We start from the raw sequence: 22,853 nt of genomic DNA, 5'->3' as shown, positions 1-22,853 counted from the left end.
ACCATATATAGTGCGTATTTTTTAGTCAGACACTATATGTTGGGTCTTATTTAGCTACAATCCACTAGACGTTACCTTGATCAAGATCAAGCTAATGCAGGAGTTAACCAAACGAAGGGAGAGTTGTGCGGCGGCATAAGAAACACAGTTTTTGCGCTTGACGAGTTTCTAACGGAGGGGTACTGCACAGTAGCAGCGCATTTACGCTACTACTGTAATCGTTGAATTATTCACCACCTAAGGTAGCTTCAATTAAATGTTTAACACGTTTGACGGCGGAATAACCGGCCTCAATAGCCTCTTCTGCACGATGAAATTCCATCATGCCAATATCAGCCACTTTCGGCACAATGCAGATATCTGGCGGATCGCCCACCAACCGCGCCCGCTTATGCCGTTGCTCCAAAATATCCATCGATTGCGACATTACCGCTAACATACCGGGCTGCTGACGATTAACTGACGAGAATTTTTGCGTCAGTCCGGCAATGTAATCTTTACCCTTGGCAAAAAAATCCATAAACATCGACTCAGATTGTTGGTGCTGCTGCGCTTCTTCCAGTAGCGTTTCTGGCGTGCTGCTTTCACTTTTAATACTGACCGGCAACACTTGCAGCTTTTCACGGCGATAACCATTCAAATCTACCGCAATCACGATATCCACGCCCATCGCCCGCGCTACAGATACCGGAATGGGATTGACCACCGCGCCATCAACCAGCCAACGCTTACCTTGACGCACTGGCGACATAATGCCGGGGATAGAGCACGATGCGCGCACTGCATTGCGCACGTTACCACTACGGAACCACACCTCTTGGCCGGAATTGAGATCGGCCGATACCGCGATAAACGGCTTTTTTAATTCCTCAATCTTCCATTCGCCCAGATGCAACTCCATCGCATCAAACACCTTATCACCGCTGATCAAGCCGCCACGCCGCCAACTGATGTCCATCAGCGCTAATACTTGCCAACTGGTGAAGCCTGTCACCCACTGTTCTAATTCATCAAGGCGATCATTCGCGTAAGCCGCTCCGACTAGCGCACCGATGGAACACCCGGCGATCTTTTGTGGGTGAATACCCATCTCGCCCAACGCTTTTAATACACCGATATGCGCCCATCCTTTGGCGGCGCCACTACCCAGTGCGATACCTATGCTAGGCATGTTCGAATTCTTCATTGGCGGCAATTCCTGAATAACGCGGTAAAATTAACCAGCAGCGCCATTCTATATGACGAAGCCACTTAAGCTCAACGCATTGAAATTAAGCGCGCTTTTGTAATACCGAGCTTATCTGACAAAAGTTGATGTTAACGGCGGGAATCGCTGCCCAAAACCAGAAAAAACGCCTATAATATGCGGCCGCTGAAATAGAGGAGCCAACTTTTGCAATTTTCAGATTTTTCTCTCGACCGCCGCCTGCTGCAATCTTTAGCACACCAAGGCATAGATACACCGACACCGATTCAGGAAGTCGCTATTCCTGTTGCGCTGGCGGGAAAGGATCTGATGGCATCCTCGCAAACCGGCTCTGGCAAAACGCTGGCGTTTTTGCTGCCTGCTTTGCAGCGAATCATTTCAACAAAAGCGCTGAGCAAACAAGACCCGCGGGTACTGATTTTGCTGCCAACACGCGAACTCGCCAACCAAGTGTATGCCGAGTTGCGTTCATTAGTGGCCAATACGCAATACTCCGCCGTGAGCATTCTCGGTGGTGAGAACTTTAACGACCAAGCTAAAGCCTTGGCGCGTAACCCGCATTTTATCGTGGCAACACCGGGACGTTTGGCGGATCACCTGTCGCAGCGTCATCTGTTTTTGAACGGCTTAGAGCTGTTGATCCTCGATGAAGCGGATCGCATGCTCGATTTAGGCTTTGCCGAACAGCTCCGTGCCATTAACGCTGCGGCAGATCATCGCCGTCGCCAGACACTGATGTTCTCGGCCACCCTCGCCCACGAGCAAGTGCAAGAATTAGCTGGCGAGTTGCTGAAAGAACCACGCCACGTGGCGATTGGTGCCAGCAACCAAGCCAACCCAGATATTCAGCAACGTTTATACTTAGCTGACCATCTGACACACAAAGAAGCGTTATTGGAAGCATTACTGAACCAATCAACCTTCCAGCAAGCCATTGTGTTTACCGCCACCCGCGAAGACAGTGAGCGTATAGCCACCTTAGTCAACCAATGGGGTCACTCGGCCATCGGTTTGAGCGGCGAGTTGGCGCAGAGCAAACGCAACCAAATTATGGATGACTTTGCCCGTGGCTATAACAAAGTGCTCGTCACCACCGATGTAGCATCTCGCGGTTTGGACTTAACCAACGTGTCGTTGGTGATCAACTTTGATATGCCAAAATTCGCCGAAGAATATATCCACCGTATCGGCCGTACCGGTCGCGCTGGTGCTAAAGGCGATGCCATCTCCTTGGTTGGTCCGAAAGATTGGCGGGCGTTTGAACGCATTGAAGCCTTCTTAGGCCACGAGATTGAACGGGCGACAATTGAAGGATTGACTGCAAAATTCACCGGTTTGGCGCCGGAGCGTAAAACCTCAGCCAAGCGTCCAACCAACAAGGCCAACGCCACTAAGCGTAAAGCCAGTAACACTAAACAGCAGAAGCCTGCCAACCGTGATAAACGCTTTATGACGGCGGTAGATGTCGGCGATGCACCAATGCGTCGCAAGCCTGCAAAACCTATCGATTTAGACAACGACGACGAATAACAGGCCACGCCAACGGGCGTGCCTAAAAGGAAATAGCAATGAGAGTTTGTGGTGTAGAAATTAATAACAGCGAAGCAATTATCTGTTTGCTGAGCCTTGATGGCGAAGTATTTAACGTACCAGATTGCCGTGCTCGCTCTATCAGCCTGCGTAACACAACGGATACGCAAGCCATCAACGAGTTCCACTTTGCCTTTGATAAGCTGATGCAAGATTACCAAGTTGACGAAGTCGTGATCATCAGCCGTGCCTTAAAAGGTAAATTTGCCGGTAGTGCTGCCACCTTTAAAATGGAAACCGCCATTCAACTCGGGAGCAAACCTGCCACCGTCTTTAGCATGAATGACGCGAAAGAGCAGCTGAAGCGCAATCCACCACAAGTGGACTTTGAAGGTCTAGAGCTGCGCCGTATTCAAAAACCTGCTTTTGAAATCGCTTACGGTTTCCTCAACTTCAAACGTTACGGCAAACAAGACTAATTGCCGTGGCGGTAGATTATCTCGGCCACTACAGCCCCGATATTCAAGCGCAAGTCGCCCAACTCCGCCAACAAGGCAAGTTGGGCGCTTATCTGCTGAAACGCCATCCACAGGTGCATCAAATTCGCAGTGATAGAGCCCTGTACGACTACACCATGGCGATTAAAAATCAGTACCTACGCCAATCCTCCCCCATCGCCAAAGTCTGCTTTGATGACAAAATCACCTTGAGCCATCATGCGCTTGGGTTACATACCTACGCGGCAAGACGTCAAGGCAACAAGCTCAAAAGCAAAAATGAGATCCGCATTTCATCCAAGCTTAAATATGTACCAGAAGGCTTTTTACGCATGTTAGTGGTGCACGAACTGGCGCATCTACGCGAAAAAGAGCACAACAAGGCGTTCTACAAGTTGTGCCAATATATGGAGCCGGATTACCACCAATTGGAGTTTGAGCTGCGTATCTATCTTACCCTCGCCGATGCCGGCGAAGATCCGTATCAGGGGTAATTGTAGCTTCGATGAAGATGGCTTCTTAAGGTCAGGATTCGAAACAACAAAGGCGCTCCGCGGAGCGCCTTTGTTGTTTAACGAGCTAACTTATCGCCGATTCATTTATTGTCTTCATCGTCAGCAATTATCTGGTCAAACCGTTGATAGCCGTGCAGAGATTCAAAATCTTTTTCCTCTTTGGCGGCTTCCGACAGCGAGGAGCTAAAGTCGACCGCTAATTGCAGATCCGATATTGCCTGCTCATCGGCACCGAGTTTGGTGTAGGCACAAGCGCGTTGGTACAGCGCATTAGCATTCTGGTTATCCACTTCCAGCACGCGGTTACAGATACTCAACGCCCAGTGGTATTCGCCCATCTCCATCGCAGCATCGGCCATGTAGGTCAACGCTTCTAAATCACCAGGGCGGATTTTGAGGATCTCATTATAGATTTCGATTTTTTGCTCTGGCGTCTGCCCGTGCTGAGCGCGGATCCACAGATTGTGGATTTCGTTAATGCGTTCAATCTCTTTGTTGTTTTCGCTGATGATGCGCGATTTACGTTTCAGTTCGCGCTCCATCTCCTGAAACTTCTTCTCATAACGGGCGGCAATTTCATCCAACTTTTGATTGGCCATCTTCTGCGTGTTCACCCGAATATCACGCAATGACTGCCAGCCCACCAGCGCAATCAAAGAGGCTGCGGCGGCAATCAAGTAAAAGAAGTAAGTTACCGTTACGTTGGCATAGTTCATCGACTTATCGGCCACCGCTAACTCGCGGTCAGTGATCTGCTGCGTCACCCGCATTTCCAGCGATTGCTGATCTTGCCGAATCGATTTCAGCTCATCGAGTACATAACGTTCCATCAAAGGTTTGTCGTACATACTCTGTTGCGAATAAGGTTCGGGCTCTTCGGCGGCAGAGCTAGTACAGCTGAACACACCGATGATCAACAACAACAGATATTTATGCATGGCGGCCTCTATGGATAAGAATGTCGGCTAACAGCCTAGCAAGGCAGGCTGCTGCTCGCAAACCATGGGCCACTTTTTGCTAAATTTTCAGGCGAATAAAGTAAAAATCCCCGCCAAGGCGAGGATTTTTAACCGAACGGACAGCTAATTAACCGAGATTCATCAGATGACGGCGCTGCTCCACTAAGGATTTGAAAGCGATTAATTGCTGCTTATCAAGATGGCTCGCCATCGGGATTTTAGCGGTCAGTGGATTCACTGGGCGGCCATTAATATGGAATTCATAGTGTAAGTGCGGACCGGTTACACGCCCGGTGTTGCCAGACAAAGCGATGACTTGTCCACGGCTGACACGTTGTCCTTGGTGTACCAACACTTTGGACAAATGCAAATAACGAGTGGTGTATTTGCTGTCGTGTTCAATCACCACGTAGCGCCCAGCATAGGCGTGGTTAGTGACCATTTTCACCACACCATCACCGGTAGCTTCCACTTTCGTGCCGATTGGCGTGGCAAAGTCGGTGCCATTATGTGGTGCGGTACGGCCCGTTACCGGGTGGTGACGATTAGGGTTAAAGCCCGAGCTAACTCGGTAACCTTTAGCCAACGGATAACGCTGGAACGCGCGCACTAAACTGCCACCGTTTTCATCATAAAAGTTGCCATCAGCATCTTGGAATGCGGTGATATCGTTACGACCACTATGAATGCTAATCCCCAAAATCTGACTGTTGCCAGTGGATTCACCTTCAACAAACTGATCTTTAAGCAGCACCGAGAAGCTATCACCGGCACGCAAGTCACGGGCAAAGTTAACTTTATCTTTGAGCAACATTTCGATGCGCTGGATTTCTGCGGCGCTCAAACCAATTTTTTCCGCTGAACGATAGAACGAGCCATTGATGTCGCCGCTGACGATACGATCCTGCCAGTTACCAGGGACGTTGATCTCGTTCACTTCAAAAGTACCGTCTTCATAACGGGTAAACACCACTTGGCGCGCAGCGCTAAAGTGCAGCTCTAACTTGGTCAGTTGCTGGTTTTCATCGGTCCAGAAGCTGATGCGGTTGCCGGGCATCAAAGTATCTAACGCCAGAATGTTTAAATCGGCTTCCAGCACTTTATACATGGTTTGCTGGTCGACACCCGCAGAGGAGAACAACGCGCTCAAGGTATCGCCAGATTCAATGCGGTGCACAAACGTTGGCGCTGAGGATACGGCAACAGGTGAATCTTGCACCTGTTGTGGTAAAAATCGACTAAAATCTAATTCAAGCGGTACACGATCACCAACACTCACCAAACGTTGTGGCTGCGTTGAGGGCCAAATGGCCGCGAGAACAAGTACAAATCCAGTGGTGACAAGGGCCTTACGATGAAGAGATGGCAGCGCCTGCAAACGGGCGGTAATACTGCTTAACCCAAAAATTTTCTCTGTCTGCAATCTGCGTCTCCCAGTGGTCTTTAGCTAAAAAATACGCTGTAGCCCACTAAGACAACAGCCTAAACTGACAGAGTTATATCAGATCGAACGCAATAAACAAGGCCGAAACGTGACCTTGAACCAAATGCTACCTTTTTGAACTAAAATTTTGCGAATTCACGCACAAACTAAGCTAATCGCACTGCCACGCGCTTGCTTCTGTACATCGACTCGCGTCAGTAGCTGTTCCTTCATTTCGGTGACGTGAGAAATCACGCCGATCATGCGCCCAGCTGACTGCAAATCGGTGAGCGTTCGAATCGCTAACTCGAGCGAATCTTGATCTAAACTGCCAAAACCTTCGTCGATAAACAGCGTATCGAGTTTGATACCACCGGCATACGCTTGCACCACGTTACTCAGGCCAAGCGCTAATGACAACGCAGCCATAAAGCTCTCGCCGCCGCTCAAGGTAGCCACTGGGCGCACTTTGCCGCTGTAGGCGTCTTCCACTTCGAGATCTAACCCCGAAGCACGATTACCTTTGGCGCGCTCCTCTTTACGCAGCAACCGATAACGGCCTTTACTCATCCGTGCTAATCGCTCAGAGGCTTCCAGCAGTACATCGTCGAGCAACACGCTCAGCACAAAACGCTGCAAGCTGAGTTTGCTTTGGTTGTTACCGTTAGCAACATCAGCTAGGGTGCCTATCACTGCAAATTGCTGCTCTAATGCGGCTAGCGCTTTGGCATCGTTGGCGAGCTTTTGCTGGCAGTTAGTGAGGTTACTCAAGCGGCTATTGAGTTGTTGATACTGTTCATCCGCCAGCTTTAGCTGTTGCTGCTGCTGCTCGACCACGGCGGTTAACGCGGCTAGATCCGGTGCCACTGCGTCTTTAAGTTTTTGCGTCAACGCGTCAAGTTGCCCTGCCAGCGCATGGCATTGCTGCTGCCACTGCTCAATTTGCTGCGTTAACTGTTGTTGTAGCTGCGGCTCACGTTGTGCCGCAGTTAATGCATTAACGTCACTAAAGCCCGCCTGTTGCAACGCACTATCCAGCTCTTGCTGCACTTGCTCGCGGTATTGGGTTGCTTGGCGTAACTGCTGCTGACGTTCGCTCAGCGCGCTTTGGGCTTGTGCCAACTGTGACGCCGCTGTTTGCTGCGCCTGCTGTAGCTGTTGTATCTGTTGCTGCAACGCAACTTGCTGTTGCTGTAACGCTTGCTGTTGCTCAGCTAACTGCGCCAGCGCCACGTCCGCGGCTAAATGCTGCAATGGCTCAGGCAGACGCCGTTGAATTTCAATCAGTGCGCCCTGCAAACTGCTGCTACGACGCTGCTGCTCCGCTAATTGCTGCTGCGCGCTATTAAGCTGTTGTCGCTGCGCTTCCAACTGCTGCTCGAGGTTCGCTAGTTGCTGTTGTTGTTTATTCAGCTGTTGCGCCGCCTGCTGCGCGCTGGCTAACTGCTGCTGCGTTTGCGTCAACGCCTGCTGCCATTCCGTCACAGGCAGCGCGACGCTGGCATCGGTATTTAGCGCGGTGAACAACGGCGTAAGCTGCTTATCAATCGCGCTGATCTGCTCTCGCAAACTGCGATAATCACTGCGCAGTTGCTCGCACTTGCGGCGTTCAGCCTCAAGCTGTTGCTGCGCACTTTCAAGCTGCTGCTCTGACGGAATAGCAACTTCACTGTGCGCGGGATTGGGATGCTCCGCACTGCCACACACTGGGCACGGCGTATTGGGGCCAAGTTGTTGTGCCAATAATGCCGCCTGCCCCTGATGCCATTGCATACGCAGCAGCGTGAGTTGCTGCTCAGCGGCATCAAATTGCGCCTTAGCCTGTTTGCCCTGCTGTGCTTTGTGCTCCAACTGTTGCGCCAATTGTTGCTGCTGGCGCTGTAACTCCTGAATTTGTCGCCCTTGGTCGCATTGCCGCTCTAACTGATACTGCTGGGTTTGCAGTTCAGCTTGGCGATTGGCTTGCTGCTGTAATTCGCCAATGGTGTGCGCTAACTGGGTTTTGTGCGTTTGTAACTGCTGCAGTTGATGCTCGGCGGCTTGCTGGGCGTTAACCGCTTGCTGCTGTTGCTGATTAGCGTCATTAAGTTGCTGTTGCTGCTGATAATAGTTCTGTAGCAATGGTTGCAATTGCGCTGCTTGCTGCAACTCACTGCGGCTGTGTTGTAGCTTTTGATCTAACTCAGTGATGCTCGCGGCTTGCTTATCAGCCTGCTGCTTTTGGGTGGTGGCGTGAGTGAGTTGCTGCTCTGCTGCTTGCAGCGCTTGCTGCTGGCTAGTGAGTTCTTGGCTACGCTGTTGCTGCTGACGATATACCGGCAGCACTTGCTGTGCCAATTGCGCTAACGACAACTGTTGCTTTAAAGCATCCATGTCGGCTTTACGCGCTTGCTGCTCGGCTAAGCTGGCGGCCAGCCGTGTTTTTTCAGCCAATTCGCCACTGAGTTGCTTGCCCTGCTCTAGCTGTTTGCTGGCTTGCTCTAGCGCTACGTTGGCTTGCTGTTTTTGGGCTTTAGCTTGTTCAAATTGCGGAGTCAGTTCGCTAATAGCGAGCGTCAGCGCTTCAGTTGACTCAACGCCTGCGGCTTCTAAAATACCAAGGCGTTTCTGCTCTAAATCGTGTGCATCTTTACGAATACTTGCCGCTTGCTGCTTTAAGCGCTCTTCAATGCGGCTATAGATATTGGTTTGAAATAGCTGACTAAAAATCTTTTCACGCGCTTTGGAGTCCGCCAGCAATAATTCACGAAACTTACCTTGCGGTAACACCATCACTTGGCGGAATTGATCAACATCCAAGCCGGTTAATGACTCGATCATCTGGGTCGCTTCGGTCACTTTACTGGCGACCAGAATTTCGCTGCGGCCATCATCGTACAGTCGCTGTAGCTCAGCCTCGCCACTTTGGTTGGTAAAGCCATCGCCACGCGCCTTCGGCCGCAGCTGATCTGGCACACGTTTGATCAAGTAACGTCGTTCGCCCAAGGTAAATTCAAGGCTCACTTCGGTTAGCAAATTGTCATCGGCGTAATCGCAACGCATTTGCGGTGCTTCACGTTCATTGCCGGTGGTTTTGCCATACAGCGCAAAACAGATGGCGTCTAAAATACTGGTTTTACCGGCACCGGTCGGGCCGTTGATCAAAAACAGTGGATTATCGCCCAAACGGCGAAAATCGATAGTTTGGCTGTCGGCGAACGGGCCAAAGGCGCTCATGGTTAATACTAGCGGTTTCATACGTCTTCTCCCTGATGCAGGTCATCCAGCAAACTATGCAGATGTTGCTGCTGCGCGGCAGACAAGGGCTGCCCAGCTACTTGGTCAAAGAAATCGCTGAACATTTCCAGTTCACCTTTTTTAATACGGTCACGGCCAATGTCGCCAGTTTGCTGCTGCGCCATCAAGCCGGTGCGCTCAAGGTGCAACACGTTGGGATAGGCGCTACGCAGTTTGCCCATTGGGTCGAGCAGCGCGTGCGTGTCACTTAAGCGCACCATCAAGTAGTCATCGGCATGCGGATCATCTTTCGCTTGCAGCAGCAAGTCGGCGAGATTGCCCTCAATAATGCGTACATCGCGGCCAGTATTGATCGGCAGCAGTTCGATACTCGGCGCAGCATCGGCGCTCAATTCGACTAAGGTGATCGACTTTTTCTGGGTGGCTTCACTAAAGGAATATTTCAGTGGTGAACCGCTGTAGCGCACATGCTCAACACCGCGATATTGCGGCCCATGCAGATGCCCGAGCGCAACATAATCAAACGGCGCAAATAACGCCGGGGATATACGGTCAGCTCCACCAACACTCAGCGGTCGCTCTGATTCTGATTCACTACTGCCATCTAAAAAGCAGTGCGCCACCACCACTTTGGGCAGGTTTTCGCTGTCATGCTGCGTGACTTGTTCCAGCAACGCCTGCATCGCCAGCTCATGGCTGTGAATAGTGTCATCTGCCAGCGCATGGCGCACTACTGCCGGTTCGGCGTAAGAGATGGGGTAAAACCACGCATCGGATTGTTTGCCATGCAGTTTTATCGGTGTCAGTGGCAAGCTCAGGCTGCCGACCATATGCAAACCACTGCTGCGCATCTGCTTGGCGGCAAAGCCTAAACGCTCAGCACTATCGTGGTTGCCCGAGGTTATCAGCACTTGGATTTGATGTTTACCAATCAGCTCATCCAAAAACTCTGACAGTAAAGTCACCGCACTGGCAGGCGGAATAGCGCGATCGTAAATGTCGCCAGCGATAATCAATGCGTCTACTTGATGTTCAACGGCTAATGCGGCGATTTGCGCCAGTGCGATGCGCTGTTGCTCCAGCAGTGACTCACCATGGAGTTGCCGTCCGAGATGCCAGTCAGAGGTATGAATAAACTTCATTGCTGCATCGTTTCCTTATGCTGACGCTGCCAATTACAGCGGATAAAAATGGTAATGCTCGGCCAGTAGTTTAACACTCATCAACAACGACATGGTGACCACTAACGGTTTGATAAGCTTAGTGCCTTTGGTGAGCACCAAACGCGAACCTAAGGTGGCGCCCAGCCCCTGCCCGGCCAACATGATTAGCCCCATGCTCCACACCACTTTGCCGCCGAGGGTAAAGAACAGCAGCGAGGAGATATTGGTGGCAAAGTTCATCACCTTGGCGTGTGCGGTGGCTTTAGCGATGCCGTATCCTGCCAGCGTCACGAATCCTAGCGCGAAAAAACTGCCAGTACCGGGGCCAAAGAAACCATCGTATACGCCCACGCCGAGGCCAACGGTGAAAGCAAATGCCCGCGGGCTAAGTACCCGGGCGCTGTCAGTGTCAGAAATCTTTTTCGAAAACAGAAAATAGCCGCCGATGGCGAGGATCAGAAACGGCAGTAACAGCTTCAACACACTGCCATCCACTGATTGCACAGCAATGGTGCCAACCGCAGAGCCAACTAAGGCGCAGACGATGGCCAGCTTCATCTGTTTCAGCTCCACCATGCCTTTGCGGACAAAATACCAACTGGCAAAAAAACTGCCGCCACACGCTTGCAGTTTGTTGGTAGCTAGCGCAGCAGCGGGCGGCAAGCCAATCCACATCAACGCGGGGATGGTGATCAAGCCACCGCCACCAGCAATCGAGTCAATAAAGCCGGCGACAAAAGCCACGGCGAACAGCACTAGCACCAGTTGTAACGTCAGTTCTATATCCATTTACGGCACAATTTTTTAACGTGTGGGGAATCGGTATTAGAGAGGTTTTCTATATAAAAGGCAAAGGGTTAACTCATAAAAAAGCCACCCGCAGGTGGCTTAATCAACATGCAAAGATCAGTGATGACAATGTTCATCACATTCATGCTCGTCCTCATCACCAGCGAAATCGTCGCCGTCTTGATGCTGCATCACGCCCCAACCATCCGTCATGCCATCAAATTCACCAGCAAAGTTGTTTAGCTCAGTTTCTTTGGCAAGAATGGCGTTATATTCAGGCACCATGTGGTAGCAGGCAATAATCTCCCACTTTTCGACTTCTTCGTTAAACTGCAGTTCCAAATCAACACTGTCGTTTTTAGCGGTCAGATCTTCTAGCACAGACTCGGCATCGCTGCGTTCATCAAAGACTAAGAAGAAGTCGATATCCATTGATTTAGTTAAATCCATACCAGCATCGACCATGGCTTGCAGCATTTGGCCGTTATCATCAGCAGGAAATTGCATCTCTGTTGCCTCGGTTGTTGTAGCTTGGCCCGCTTCGGCCACCACCACAATAGTTTCGCCAGCAAATACTACGGTATCACCGGCATAGATTTTTTTGCGCTTACGGGTTTCAACTTCACCATTGACGATGACTTGCCCATCCGCTACTGCGATTTTGGCTTGTGCACCATCTTGGCATAAACCTTCCGCTTTGAGGATTTTGTATAATTCGATAAACTCTTCGTCAGCGCGAAGTTTAAATTCAGTCGCCACAACACATGTCCACTTGGAAAAATTGCGCCGATTATAGCAATCTCAAGCGTTAACAGCCATCACGTCATCGGCCAATAAACCATAATAACGATCATCACACCAGCAACCCGCAATACGGTGGTTATGACGCAAAATGCCCTCAAGCTGAAAACCACACTTCTCAAGCACACGCGCCGAGGCGATATTGCCGTTGACGCAACGCCCCACCAATTTATGCAGCGGATAATGGCTTAAGGCATAGGCGGCGAGCGCTTGCAATGCTTCGGTGGCGATCCCTTGGCCTTCCGCTTCCGGCGCCAACAGATAACCGACTTCGGCGTGCATCAGTTCGTTGTCGATACAACATAAGCCCATCAAACCCACTGCTGCGCCGTTTAACTCAATAGTGAGTGATAACCAGTCACCAGCAAAGAAATCCTCACAATGGCTTCGGACGGTGAATTTTTGCTGCAAAATCGATTCATCTTCCACATCGCGGATATAACGGTTGATGTATGGATCGCTGTTTAGCCTCAGATAGAATGGCCAGTCCTGCGGCAGCATCAGTCGTAACGTAAGACGTTCAGTAGTTATCAGCGCACTTGTCGGTGCATGCATTGATGAGATACTGGCCGCGGTTGACTTAGTCATTACCCATTTTCATCCTTGTAAGTCATTGCAATGTTTGACGATAACACATCGAAGGCAGAAGCGTTAGATAGCAAAACGCCGTCTGAAGACGGCGTTTAACAAGAATCACTCAATTACTGCTGTGCAGCAATCCAGCGGTCGATTTTATCTTCCATCACCGCTAACGGCAGTGAACCGGTGGTTAACAGCTGATCATGGAAAGCTTTCAAATCAAATTTATCACCTAGCGCCTGCTCTGCTTTATGGCGCAGCGACAGTATTTTCAACTGGCCGACTTTGTATGATAGCGCCTGTCCGGGGAGCGCCATATAACGTTCCACTTCGGCAATGATGTCGCTTTCCGCCAGCGGCGAGTTATCTTTCATATACTGAATGGCTTGCTCGCGTGTCCAATGTTTTGCATGCATGCCAGTATCAACCACTAGCCGCATAGCGCGTAGCATCTCATCTGACAGTTTGCCAAAGTACTGATATGGATCGTTAAACACGCCCATCTCGATACCCAAGTATTCTGCATATAACGCCCAGCCTTCTTCAAACGCCGTGTAACCACCGAAACGTTGGAATTGCGGAATATGCTCCAGCTCTTGCTTAATCGAAATTTGGAAGTGGTGCCCAGGCGACGCTTCGTGCAACGACAATGTCGTCATCCCCCACTTAGGTTGAGCATGTAAGTTGTAAGTATTGATATAAAAGATACCGGGACGACTACCGTCAATGGCAGGTGCGTCATAAGATGCGCCTGCTGCCGATTGCTCACGAAATGCCTCGACGGGCTTAACCACGTAGTCAGCTTTTGGCATCACGTTAAAATACTGCGGCAGTACCTTGTTAATGCGTGCTTTAACCGCGTCGTAGCCTTTAATCAGCTCTGCAGGTGTGTCATAAAAGTATTGCGGCTCAGTCTGTAATGATGCAAAGAATGCCTTCAAGTCACCTTTAAATCCTACCTGCTGGCGAACTTTATCCATCTCTTTGAGGATACGTGCGACCTCTTGAAGGCCAATCTGATGGATCTCATCAACCGACATGGTGGTCGTGGTGTGATAGTTAGCTTGCTGCTGATACCACGCCAAGCCATTAGGTAGGTCCCAATAACCTGCGCTATCACGTGCAGCGGGCAGATAGGTGGTCTCAAAATAATCGGCTAATGCTTTGAGCGCGGGCACTAACTCGTCTTGGATCATAGCGCTATATTCAGCGGTGATCTGCTGCTTTTCATCAGTTGAAAAGCTGGCTGGCAATGACTTAATGGGATTATAAAAAATACTGTCTTGCGGCTGACTCACCAATTGGGCGCGCAACTGCGGAATAATCCGTTGCACTAAAACCTTAGGCAATACGACATGTTGTGTAATGCCTTGATCCATACGCTGCTGAGCTAACTGAGTCCAGCGGATAAAACCTTTAACGCGCTGATGCCAGTTTTGATAGTCTTGCAGTGTGGCAAACGGCTGAGCACTCTCGGCACTGCCAAGTTGCACCATCGTGATAACCGAACTGTAGAACTGCGTCATCGGCAGTAGTTTATTAGGGAACTGTTCATTTTGCAGTGCGATTTGTCGATCATAGACAAACATGTCGTAACTTAGCTGCAAGTCAGCTGGCAATGCGGCACGATCAATTTGCTTCACTAACTGCAAATAGCGGCTGTTTAACTCATGCTGAGCCTGATAGTAACCATCAGTCAGATCTCCACCGAAATCTGCATTGTAGTCATTCACACCAACAAAAGTGGCGTAGATCGGCTCAAGCTTAAGGTACTCGTTAAAGAACTTATCAGCTAAAGCTAAGTATTGCGTGGCAACTGATTGCTGTTGTACGACCTTAGCCGCATCAGGCGCGACCGGTTGAGTACTCGATGAACTGCATCCGCCTAGGCTCACCAACAGTGCCAGTGAAATAGCCGATAATCCGAGTTTCATTATTAACATTCTCCTAAAAGACTTGCACTTTACAAAGCTAAACTATACTTGAAAGGTCTTAGTAAACAGGTAACCGGTATGATTTATTCATTTAATAATTCCGGTTTCAGGGATCCAGAAACTGGTGTGTATAACCAAGCTTACTTTATGGAAGTATTTCACCGCGAATGGTTTCGCCATCTAAGGGACCAACAAACCTTAGTGCTATTGTATGTTCACCCACAGCTGTGTGAAAACAGCGCCGAACCTAGTGTACGCGAGAGCTACACACAAAGCATCCAACAAGGATTACTGCGCAATACCGACATGCTTGCCCGCTTAAACAGCAACACGTTTGCAGTTGGACTGTTTAATACCGATGATGCTGGCACCAAGGTTGTCGTTGAGCGCATAAGAGAGCAACTGAACAGTTTTTCTAACAGCTATATGCAACAACATGGCATCGGTGTCGATAGCAAGATTGTCGCATGTATCTGCCAGCCGCAAAAATCACTGAAGCCTGAAATGTTATTTATGACAGTGGATGACCTATTGTTGCATCCGGAAAAGCATAAAAAAGCAGAACAACATCAGGACTGCTTGATTGAGAAAATTCATTAGGATCACTCAGGGGCCGCATGACAAATAAATTATTTGCATACCTCTTCGGTGCACTTCGGCCAGCGATAGAGACCAATTTATTTGGCGTAAGTTGCTGTTGGTGGAGAATAACTACATGGCACATCACCGTCCTGACCTAAGGCAGACTCTGCCAGTTGCCACAACAAACAGCAAAGATAAACAGTCCAAGCAATTTCTGCGGTTTAGTGTCTGGGGAAACATGTAATTGAACAGAATTTCTCTGACTCTGTGCTTCAAAAAGCCATCGCCACTATCACTGTGATTGCTTATTGGACATAAAAAAGCCCCAATTAAGGGGCTTTTTAATAAGCACTAATCAGTTATAGAGAAACTTTAGAGAGTCTCGCCTTTTCTTTGATATAAGAAAGGTAGCTGTTAGCTGACTTAGCGGTTTTCTTATCCTTAGAAGCCTGCTCTGCATAGCTATAAGCCGCTTTCAGGTTCTTAAGGTTAAGATATGCCAGTGCCAACTCAAACTGTGCTTCGCCTGGATTATCCAAGCCGGCATCCAACGCTTGTTTCAACACTGGAACTGCAGCTGAGTACTTTTGATCAAGAGACAAAATACGTCCCTGTTTCAAATACAGCTTGCCGCTCTTACTAATATCAGCAGCTTTACCATAGTACTCTGCCGCTTCCTTCAGCTCTTTCGCTTGATGGAAAAATCCTGCTAGCATGCTCAGATTTTTCTCGTCGCTTTTAACGAGACCACTCTTAATATGCTTTTCTAGAATTTTAGCGCCGCGATATGGAGAACCTTTAGAGGCCAACAACTGTGACAAACGCACAATATTATCGCCAGTCTCTAAGAAGCCAGCATCGTATGCAATTTCATACGTTTCCAGCGCAGAATCCATATCTTCCGTCAGAATATACAGCTGAGCCAACTGCACCCATAGACGCTTGTCGTCAGGGAACAAAGGCACCGTAATTTCAAGAACTTTAACAGCTTCTTTATACTTCTTCATTTGGAACAAAGCAGTAAATTTCAGCTGGTACAAGCCTTTATCTGGAGTCTCTGCCAGCTTAATACCTTCGTCAATCGTCTTCAGCGCATCGTTCCACTGCTCTAACTCAGTGTATGAGACAGCCATACGCTTATAAACGGTGACGTCAGTTTTACAGGTAAATGCCATCCATTTACGGTAATAGCTGATCGCTTCTTTGTACTTTTTCTCTTGCAACAGCAAGTCGGCATACAACCGAAGAGTACCGGCGTGGTCAACACCACCCAGAACATCGGCGTCTACAGCAGTTTTGAGATACTTGATGGCTTTATCCATCTGACCTTTTTCTGCGTAGAAGTTACCCAGCATACGCGATACATATGCTACATCGAACTCGCCTTTTGGTGCGGCTTCAAGTAGCACTGTGATCGCTTCATCTAGGTTACCCGCTTGATATGCTTCAAACGACTTTTGAACTTTACGACCAGTGCTTTCGCCAACTGCTTTTGATTGACGTTGGTCAATCGGACATTTGTCAGCAGCCAATGCACTACCGGTAAAGGTCAACAGCATTGCTGCTGCAAGGATACTTACCTTACGCATGCTTCCCCCTTACCCTTTGTTCAGTTTAAAGTCGAGTTGAACAGTCATACCAGGCTGCTTAACAGCTTTACCGTCAACGATTTTTGGCTTGTACTTCCACTTACGCAGTGCACGAATTGCTTCACGGTCAAAAATACGACGTGGTTCGGCATTGATAACTTCTACATCATCAACACCACCAATTTCGTTAATAGTAAAGCTAAGTTGTACCCAACCTTCTTTACCATCACGAGCTGCTGCAATTGGATACTGAGGCTCAATACGCACGATAGGAGTTGCGTCTCCATCACGTGTCATCATGTTACCCAGTTTAAACCCAGTGCTAGGGCCACCAGTTTGAACACCACCAAGATTGAATGACATCGTTGTATTGATATCAGTGTTTGAATCTGGCGGAGTATTGTCCAACTCAGGCGGCTTCTCCGGTGGTGGTGGCGGCTTTGGTGGATCCCTAGGTTTTTCTTGGGCCTTACTGTCCTGCCTATCCATTGTGATCTCGATAACTGGCGTCTCATCAGAGGTGTCGGCGCGTTTTGCGCCGCCACCTACTAGACTAGCCATAAACCAGAACAGACCAAATGTCACAGCAGCACCAATAATGATCGATACTAGTGCTCTAAACATAATTAGTCTTTCCCCGCTGATACCGAAATTTTATCAACGCCTGCAGCTTTAACTTGATCCATCACTTTGATAACTAAACCATGTTGAGCTTCTTTATCGGCTTGGATAAGTACTGCGGCTTCCGGAGCTTCGGCCAACATACGTTCAACGTTAGCGGAAACACGTTCAATATCAACCAACCGATTTTCCATCATGATGGTGCCGTTTTTGCTAACACCGATGAAAATATTGGCAGATGGTTTTGACGTCGCTTGAGAAGCTTGAGGCTTGTTATAGTCAAGACCTGAAGGCTTAACAAACGATGTTGTCACGATAAAGAAGATCAGCATGATGAACACGATGTCCAACATCGGAGTCATGTCAACTTGAGCTTCTTCATCTACACTTGAATGCTTTTTACGTGCCATGTTCAATCTCTCTTTAATGCTGAGGCAACTTGTCTTTGAGACGCTCTAAACGGATTTTCATTTTCGAGTCCAGACGTGTGCTAAAGAACACACCAGACAGCGCTGCAACCATACCTGCCAAAGTAGGCATTGTTGCTAATGAAATACCAGCGGCCATCAAACGGGCATTACTTGTGCCCTGAGTCGCCATCACATCGAACACTGAAATCATACCTGTAACTGTACCTAACAGACCAATCATCGGACAGATAGCTACTAAGGTTTTGATAATCAGCATACGTGCATTCATATCTTGTTTCGCTTGGGATACCCAAGCTTCACGGATGCGCTGAGCGTACCAAGAATGACGTTCATCCCTGGCCATCCACGAGGCAACGATCGCTTTGTGCTCTTTTGGTACAACAAAAGAGATATACCAATAGCGTTCTAACATCATTACCCACATGAGGAACAGCACCAATGCTACTAACCAAAGGACGTCGCCCCCGGCAGCCATGAAGCCCCTGACGGCATCCCAAATGTCCATCAGGAATAGCATCATTAGTCAGCCCTCTTCTCAGCGTGTTCCGCGATGATACCTGCACTTTGTTCTTCAATGATTTGAACAACAGACTTGCTACGCGCAACAACAACAGCGTGCATTAACATCAGTGGCAATGCTGCAACCAGACCTTCAACGGTAGTTACCAGTGCCATAGAGATACCACCTGCCATCAGTTTTGGATCACCAGTACCGAACAGTTGGATACTTTGGAAGGTTGCAATCATACCAGTTACAGTACCCAACAGGCCCATCATAGGTGCGATAGCTGCCAATACTTTAATGATAGAGATACGAGCTTCCAATGCTGGAGTTTCTTTCAGAATGGCTTCGTCGAGTTTCAGTTCAAGAGTTTCAACGTCCACATCTTTGTTTTCTGCATAAACTTTCAGTACACGACCCAGTGGGTTGTTACCTGGTTTATCAACATGTTTCGCTTGAGATTTAACGCGAGCAGCAACAATAGTCAACGTGATCAGACGTTCGATGGCAATCAACAGACCGAAGATCATCAGAATAATGATGATATAACCGATGGTACCACCAGCTTCGATACGGTCTTCAATGCTAGCTTTCTGAGTAAAGATGTTCAGCAAAGCACCACGACCTGGATCGATGTATACTTTAGCTGTACCTGAAGAGGTCTGTTCGAAGTCAGCGGCGCTGCTTACAACGTAACCATCAGGCTGTTGTGACAATTCTTGGATGATTCCCAAGTCTGGCTTCCACACAACATATTTACCGTTAGCGATAAGGTTAAACTCACCGATACGAGTCACAGTGGTGTTTTCTACGTTACCGTCGATATCAGTTACAGCAGCGTTGAATTTAACAACTTTGCCACCTTGAGTGATTTCGAACAGTTCTTCTTCCCAGAATTTTTCCAGTTCTTCAATTTTAGGCAGCTGTTTACGAGCGCCCAATTCAGTGATGAACTTGTCACGGCCAGGGAACTGAGCGCTAACGTTTGAGTTGATCAGCTTACCAGCGAAATCGCCAGCTTCACCTTTAACAACACCGAACATTTCGCCCAAGTCACCTTGAGCAGTTTTCAGGTCAGCTTCTAACTGAGAGATTTTATGTTCGTTATCAAGAAACGCTTGGTTCAGGTCTTTACCGCGCTTAGTTTCTGCTGCAAGAGCGTCTTTCTCTTTTTTCAACAGAGCAGCTTTGTCACCGCTTTCCGCTTTAAATTCAGCTTCACGTTGAGCGTTAACTTTACCTTGGTTAGCACGTTCTACTTTGATCTGTTGTAACAACTGATCAATGGTCTTTGGTGCGTCTTCCGCGTGAGCGATGCCTGCAGTCAAAGTGAAACTAGCAGCGATTAATGCTGAGGTGATTAACTTCTTCATTATTTTGCAGCCTCCGCAGCTGGAACAGGTAACGCGAACAGATCCATTGCTCCTTGTTTACGAGCAATGCGAATGCCTTTGGTGATGTCACGCAGATAGCTGTCGTCCAGAGAATCCCATGCTTTGGTTTCTGGGTTGTACATCCAAGCTTTCTTTTGATCCAAGCTTTGAGCGTACAGAGCTACGCGTCCCAAACGGAAGTAATCAACCAATACTTCTTTACCATCTAGGCTCAGTTTACCGGTTTCAACATCTACGAAGTTACCGTAATCACGTTCGATCGCGTAGGCATCCAGAATCAGACGGAATTTTTCAGCCAGAGTTACCTCAGCCGTATTCAGTACTTTTTTCAGATTCTCAACGCGGGCTTTACGATCTTCTGCGCGGAAAGGAAGATCTAACGCGACGAATTTTTCTAAGTTATCAACCATTTTAAACATCAAAGGAACAACACCTTGACGCAGTTTATCTACGCCGCTGATGTCGTCTTGAATGCCTTTCATGGTGTTTTCCTGATCTGCAACCAAAGTTGCCAGATAATCGTTGTAGGCTTTCAGCGATTCTCTTTGATCAGCTACTGAAGAATATTCAAACAGCATATCTTGTGCTTGGTCAAAATACTTATCAACCTGAGCTTGAGATTTAGCTGCATCAGTGTGCAACTTACCTGCTGCTGCCTGAGCATCAGTCAGCGGATCAGCAACAACGAAGTTGCTACTGGCTAACGCCAGCGCGCCGACAAGCGCAGAAGCGATTTTTGTTCTATTGCTTACCTTGGACATAGTTCCCAACCAATTTGAAGTGAATAAACAATTCAACTTAGTAAGTGTAACCATCTTACGAGATAGGTATACAAAACTAAGTACATCTTTCTGTTGTGATTGTTAGATTTTTCTTCCCTTTTCTACACCTCGAAAGGCATAGACCCGCTGGCATCATTTCATAAAAGCCCGAGTTGTGTCAACACGGAAACAAGTGAATCAGCAACCAAAAATCCGACATAAAGTAGCAAATTTTTAAAACCGTAACTTTCCCACTATTGGCGGGCATTAATCGCCATTCCCGACGCGTTAAACATTAGCGTTTACGACTGTTGATTTCTTATACATTTAGAATATCTAATGTTGAATTAACCACCAACCTTGCTAGCGTATTTAAACGTTTCCCTAATTTAGCGACTTACATACTGGTAAGGCTTGAAAGTAATTGTGATAAAAGAAATTGTTTGAGCAGGATTTATATGGCATGAATGCCATCCCAGAACCACGATAAAGCTGTATGGTGTGATATGAAAACTGTTCTTTGTGTAAGGTTAAACTGGATATGTACCTTGCTGCCGTTTTGTTTTAAGTCCCCGCTAACTACGCGATGAACCAAAAATAGGGCGATAAGAATTGGGGCGTGGAGTGAAAGTATCCAATTTAAACAATATGTTAAAAAGAAATCTAATACAACTGTGTTAGAGACCGCGACTTTCCAGGCATTATGCTTGGCGACTCCCAAACTAATCAGCCACATCGCTATGCTATATTTCCGCTTTCTCTGTTTTAGACGGTAGCACCGCAGTCGGCGTCTTTTCCAACTGTCTAGGTGACCCATCGATGACGACCTTAAGCCCAGTTTAAAGTAGTTCTGCCAGCCGCGTAGATACGTCGATAGTTCCTTGATGATGCTCGGGAACGTTCGCCCTCTATTTCGTTTGGTCACTTGTCGCACTCGTTTCTTCATCTGATGCATTGCGTCATCTCATCTGATGCATTGCATCATCACTGATACCTATCACACCATCATCGTTGAAGCGGTGTCCCAAGTAGCCACGCTCACTCACTCTGGTCGCCGCGCTTTTCTTGCGGTTTACCCGCAATTTAAGCTGCGACAAGAACTTCGTTACCGAGGTTTTCACCCGTTGCGCAGCTGCTTCACTAACTATGTAGATTTGGCAATCGTCTGCATATCGGCAGAACTTATGCCCTCTATGTTCTAACTATTTATCACACTCATCCAAAAGCCAACGCGTCTTGCTGTTCCGCTTCGTTAAACGTACCTTTAGCGACCTTTTCGCTTTGGGAGGCAAAGCGTTTAGAGTTATTTAGGTTGAGCTGCTCAACGAGTAATTGCACCTGAGTTTTCAGTGCAGCGACGTCCTCTTCTTTGGCCTGTAACAATGCATCCTTGGCAAGTAGCATGGCTTTGAGTTGTTCAATGTCATTGGAGAAGTCGGTCATTGGGTATCATCTACAGCATGGTATGGTGCCTAGTGTGACGGCTAAAAACGATCGTTCAAGTGCAAAATCGCGTTCGGTATCTTGCATCACACTTCCAGCCCATTTAAGGGTTGACGGGCTTTACTGTTCTCGAGTGGCAACCCAGTGAGGAACCAGTGAAGTTGCGGTTTGCTGATGACAATTACGCCATGGGAATTCGGTCGAGGCCATTTGAAAGTCCCTTTCTCCAAACGGCTATAGTAAAACCAAAACCCATTGGTATCCCAAAATAAGATTTTGAGTTTATCGCGTCCGCAATTACAGAAGATAAACCAAGCTTCGTTGAACGGCTCCATATCCAGTTGCTCGGTGACATTCAGTGACAATCCATCAATGGACTTGCGCATATCGGTCATACCGGAGACCAAGAAGACCTTACTGGAGGTGCCATTGTAGCGCATCGATCCAATGCTTGATTTACACGGGACTGAGTGCAGCGGGCAACTCAGCGCGAATACCATTAGCAAAAAGCAGGACAACAACCTCAGAGGGTGAATGGCGAGGTTCATCAAACGCGATGGGGTGCAAGGTCTGTACTGTCTCATGGGAGCGCAGTCGCTTAGACCAGTAAAAGAAAGTTTGGTAGTTGATGCTATTGTTTTCGCAAAACGGCTTAATGGATAGTTGGCTTTGTTTTTGTTGCTCGACGATAGATGCTGTAGTTGCCCCCACTAAAACGGACAGATTAACTCGCCACTTTGAGAGCTCGATACTCTCTAGGTGACATCATTTTCAATCCACTGTGTGGGTGGTAATTGTTGTAATCGTCAAACCTTTCACCTCACACATCAACGCCATGCTCGGAGCACAAATAATAAGCGGGTGCCGAGGCACCCGCTTACATACTCAGATCTAAC

Annotated in this window: 22 protein-coding genes and 3 pseudogenes; 4 read left to right on the top strand and 21 right to left on the bottom strand. The window is 48.2% G+C overall.

All coding sequences use genetic code 11. The annotated features are described in order from the left end of the window. Nucleotides 1-226 precede the first annotated feature (226 nt). Entirely contained in the window at nt 227-1,186 is a 960-nt protein-coding gene (rssA, locus tag L9G74_RS03840) for a patatin-like phospholipase RssA (RefSeq protein WP_238894954.1), read from the bottom strand. Nucleotides 1,187-1,393: 207 nt separating this feature from the next. Here rssA and L9G74_RS03835 point away from each other — a divergent pair, with 207 nt between their 5' ends. Genes L9G74_RS03835 through L9G74_RS03825 form a run of 3 tightly spaced genes read left to right on the top strand, consistent with a single transcriptional unit; the run spans nt 1,394 to nt 3,728 of the window. Next, nucleotides 1,394-2,737 carry a DEAD/DEAH box helicase gene (locus L9G74_RS03835; protein WP_238894953.1) on the top strand — a complete coding sequence of 448 codons (1,344 nt, stop codon included), beginning with the start codon at nt 1,394-1,396 and terminating at the stop codon, nt 2,735-2,737. Between the two features lie 38 nt (nt 2,738-2,775). Further along, nucleotides 2,776-3,216 carry a DUF3010 family protein gene (locus L9G74_RS03830; protein ID WP_238894952.1) on the top strand — a complete coding sequence of 147 codons (441 nt, stop codon included), beginning with the start codon at nt 2,776-2,778 and terminating at the stop codon, nt 3,214-3,216. 5 nt (nt 3,217-3,221) lie between these two features. Further along, on the top strand, nt 3,222-3,728 hold the full coding sequence (locus L9G74_RS03825; protein ID WP_238894951.1) for a M48 metallopeptidase family protein: 507 nt from the start codon (nt 3,222-3,224) through the stop codon (nt 3,726-3,728). Between the two features lie 101 nt (nt 3,729-3,829). On the opposite strand, the gene L9G74_RS03820 is transcribed toward L9G74_RS03825, so the two are convergent. The 9 genes and pseudogenes from L9G74_RS03820 to L9G74_RS03780 all read right to left on the bottom strand — a co-directional run bounded on the left by L9G74_RS03820 (nt 3,830) and on the right by L9G74_RS03780 (nt 14,634). Next, the gene (locus L9G74_RS03820; protein ID WP_238894950.1) at nt 3,830-4,687 is read right to left on the bottom strand and encodes a tetratricopeptide repeat protein; all 858 of its coding nucleotides are present in this window, start codon (nt 4,685-4,687) and stop codon (nt 3,830-3,832) included. Nucleotides 4,688-4,835: 148 nt separating this feature from the next. Beyond that, nucleotides 4,836-6,131, bottom strand: a complete 1,296-nt coding sequence (locus L9G74_RS03815; RefSeq protein ID WP_238894949.1) for a peptidoglycan DD-metalloendopeptidase family protein — start codon at nt 6,129-6,131, stop codon at nt 4,836-4,838. A gap of 156 nt (nt 6,132-6,287) precedes the next feature. Continuing rightward, nucleotides 6,288-9,368: an AAA family ATPase gene (locus tag L9G74_RS03810; RefSeq protein ID WP_238894948.1), complete on the bottom strand. Its 3,081-nt coding sequence runs from the start codon at nt 9,366-9,368 to the stop codon at nt 6,288-6,290. After that, complete coding sequence (locus L9G74_RS03805) at nt 9,365-10,510, bottom strand: exonuclease SbcCD subunit D (RefSeq protein ID WP_238894947.1); 1,146 nt, start codon at nt 10,508-10,510, stop codon at nt 9,365-9,367. The genes L9G74_RS03810 and L9G74_RS03805 overlap by 4 nt, the downstream gene beginning before the upstream one ends. Before the next feature lie 33 nt (nt 10,511-10,543). Further along, complete coding sequence (locus tag L9G74_RS03800; RefSeq protein WP_238894946.1) at nt 10,544-11,320, bottom strand: TSUP family transporter; 777 nt, start codon at nt 11,318-11,320, stop codon at nt 10,544-10,546. 117 nt (nt 11,321-11,437) lie between these two features. Beyond that, entirely contained in the window at nt 11,438-11,827 is a 390-nt protein-coding gene (locus L9G74_RS03795; RefSeq protein ID WP_238895167.1) for a ribonuclease E inhibitor RraB, read from the bottom strand. Nucleotides 11,828-11,863: 36 nt separating this feature from the next. Next, nucleotides 11,864-12,079: pseudogene (locus L9G74_RS03790) on the bottom strand (RNA-binding S4 domain-containing protein); the annotation flags it as partial. Nucleotides 12,080-12,121: 42 nt separating this feature from the next. Continuing rightward, nucleotides 12,122-12,709, bottom strand: coding sequence for a GNAT family N-acetyltransferase (locus L9G74_RS03785; RefSeq protein WP_238894945.1), 588 nt, complete (start codon nt 12,707-12,709; stop codon nt 12,122-12,124). Between the two features lie 113 nt (nt 12,710-12,822). Continuing rightward, nucleotides 12,823-14,634 carry a DUF885 domain-containing protein gene (locus L9G74_RS03780; protein ID WP_238894944.1) on the bottom strand — a complete coding sequence of 604 codons (1,812 nt, stop codon included), beginning with the start codon at nt 14,632-14,634 and terminating at the stop codon, nt 12,823-12,825. Nucleotides 14,635-14,712: 78 nt separating this feature from the next. Between L9G74_RS03780 and L9G74_RS03775 the strand changes: the two genes are divergently transcribed. Further along, nucleotides 14,713-15,234 (top strand): GGDEF domain-containing protein, encoded by a 522-nt coding sequence (locus L9G74_RS03775; RefSeq protein ID WP_238894943.1) that lies wholly within the window; start codon nt 14,713-14,715, stop codon nt 15,232-15,234. Between the two features lie 341 nt (nt 15,235-15,575). Here L9G74_RS03775 and L9G74_RS03770 read toward each other — a convergent pair whose 3' ends face one another. The 11 genes and pseudogenes from L9G74_RS03770 to tnpA all read right to left on the bottom strand — a co-directional run bounded on the left by L9G74_RS03770 (nt 15,576) and on the right by tnpA (nt 22,668). Next, nucleotides 15,576-16,805, bottom strand: coding sequence for a tetratricopeptide repeat protein (locus tag L9G74_RS03770; RefSeq protein WP_238894942.1), 1,230 nt, complete (start codon nt 16,803-16,805; stop codon nt 15,576-15,578). Between the two features lie 9 nt (nt 16,806-16,814). Then, on the bottom strand, nt 16,815-17,429 hold the full coding sequence (locus L9G74_RS03765) for an energy transducer TonB (RefSeq protein ID WP_238894941.1): 615 nt from the start codon (nt 17,427-17,429) through the stop codon (nt 16,815-16,817). A gap of 2 nt (nt 17,430-17,431) precedes the next feature. Continuing rightward, nucleotides 17,432-17,836: an ExbD/TolR family protein gene (locus tag L9G74_RS03760; RefSeq protein WP_238894940.1), complete on the bottom strand. Its 405-nt coding sequence runs from the start codon at nt 17,834-17,836 to the stop codon at nt 17,432-17,434. Nucleotides 17,837-17,849: 13 nt separating this feature from the next. Continuing rightward, nucleotides 17,850-18,377, bottom strand: coding sequence for a MotA/TolQ/ExbB proton channel family protein (locus tag L9G74_RS03755; protein WP_238894939.1), 528 nt, complete (start codon nt 18,375-18,377; stop codon nt 17,850-17,852). Next, the gene (locus L9G74_RS03750; RefSeq protein WP_238894938.1) at nt 18,377-19,732 is read right to left on the bottom strand and encodes a MotA/TolQ/ExbB proton channel family protein; all 1,356 of its coding nucleotides are present in this window, start codon (nt 19,730-19,732) and stop codon (nt 18,377-18,379) included. The genes L9G74_RS03755 and L9G74_RS03750 overlap by 1 nt, the downstream gene beginning before the upstream one ends. After that, nucleotides 19,732-20,514, bottom strand: a complete 783-nt coding sequence (locus L9G74_RS03745; protein ID WP_238895166.1) for a DUF3450 domain-containing protein — start codon at nt 20,512-20,514, stop codon at nt 19,732-19,734. Before L9G74_RS03745 ends, L9G74_RS03750 begins: the two co-directional genes overlap by 1 nt. Nucleotides 20,515-20,968: 454 nt before the next feature. Next, nucleotides 20,969-21,460, bottom strand: a complete 492-nt coding sequence (locus tag L9G74_RS22425) for a group II intron maturase-specific domain-containing protein (RefSeq protein WP_369123383.1) — start codon at nt 21,458-21,460, stop codon at nt 20,969-20,971. A gap of 13 nt (nt 21,461-21,473) precedes the next feature. Continuing rightward, nucleotides 21,474-21,692 (bottom strand): annotated as a pseudogene (locus tag L9G74_RS22420) (reverse transcriptase domain-containing protein); the annotation flags it as partial. A gap of 55 nt (nt 21,693-21,747) precedes the next feature. Beyond that, nucleotides 21,748-21,957, bottom strand: a pseudogene (locus L9G74_RS03740) (IS66 family transposase); the annotation flags it as partial. An 86-nt stretch (nt 21,958-22,043) separates the two neighbouring features. Continuing rightward, nucleotides 22,044-22,397, bottom strand: coding sequence for an IS66 family insertion sequence element accessory protein TnpB (gene tnpB / locus L9G74_RS03735; protein WP_238894937.1), 354 nt, complete (start codon nt 22,395-22,397; stop codon nt 22,044-22,046). 16 nt (nt 22,398-22,413) lie between these two features. Further along, entirely contained in the window at nt 22,414-22,668 is a 255-nt protein-coding gene (gene tnpA / locus L9G74_RS23505; protein WP_438944544.1) for an IS66 family insertion sequence element accessory protein TnpA, read from the bottom strand. Nucleotides 22,669-22,853: the final 185 nt, after the last annotated feature.

The organism is Shewanella electrica (assembly GCF_022321485.1).
GTDB lineage: Bacteria > Pseudomonadota > Gammaproteobacteria > Enterobacterales > Shewanellaceae > Shewanella > Shewanella electrica.
Note: the sequence above shows the minus strand (reverse complement) of the source record. Positions and strands in the feature narration are given on the sequence as shown.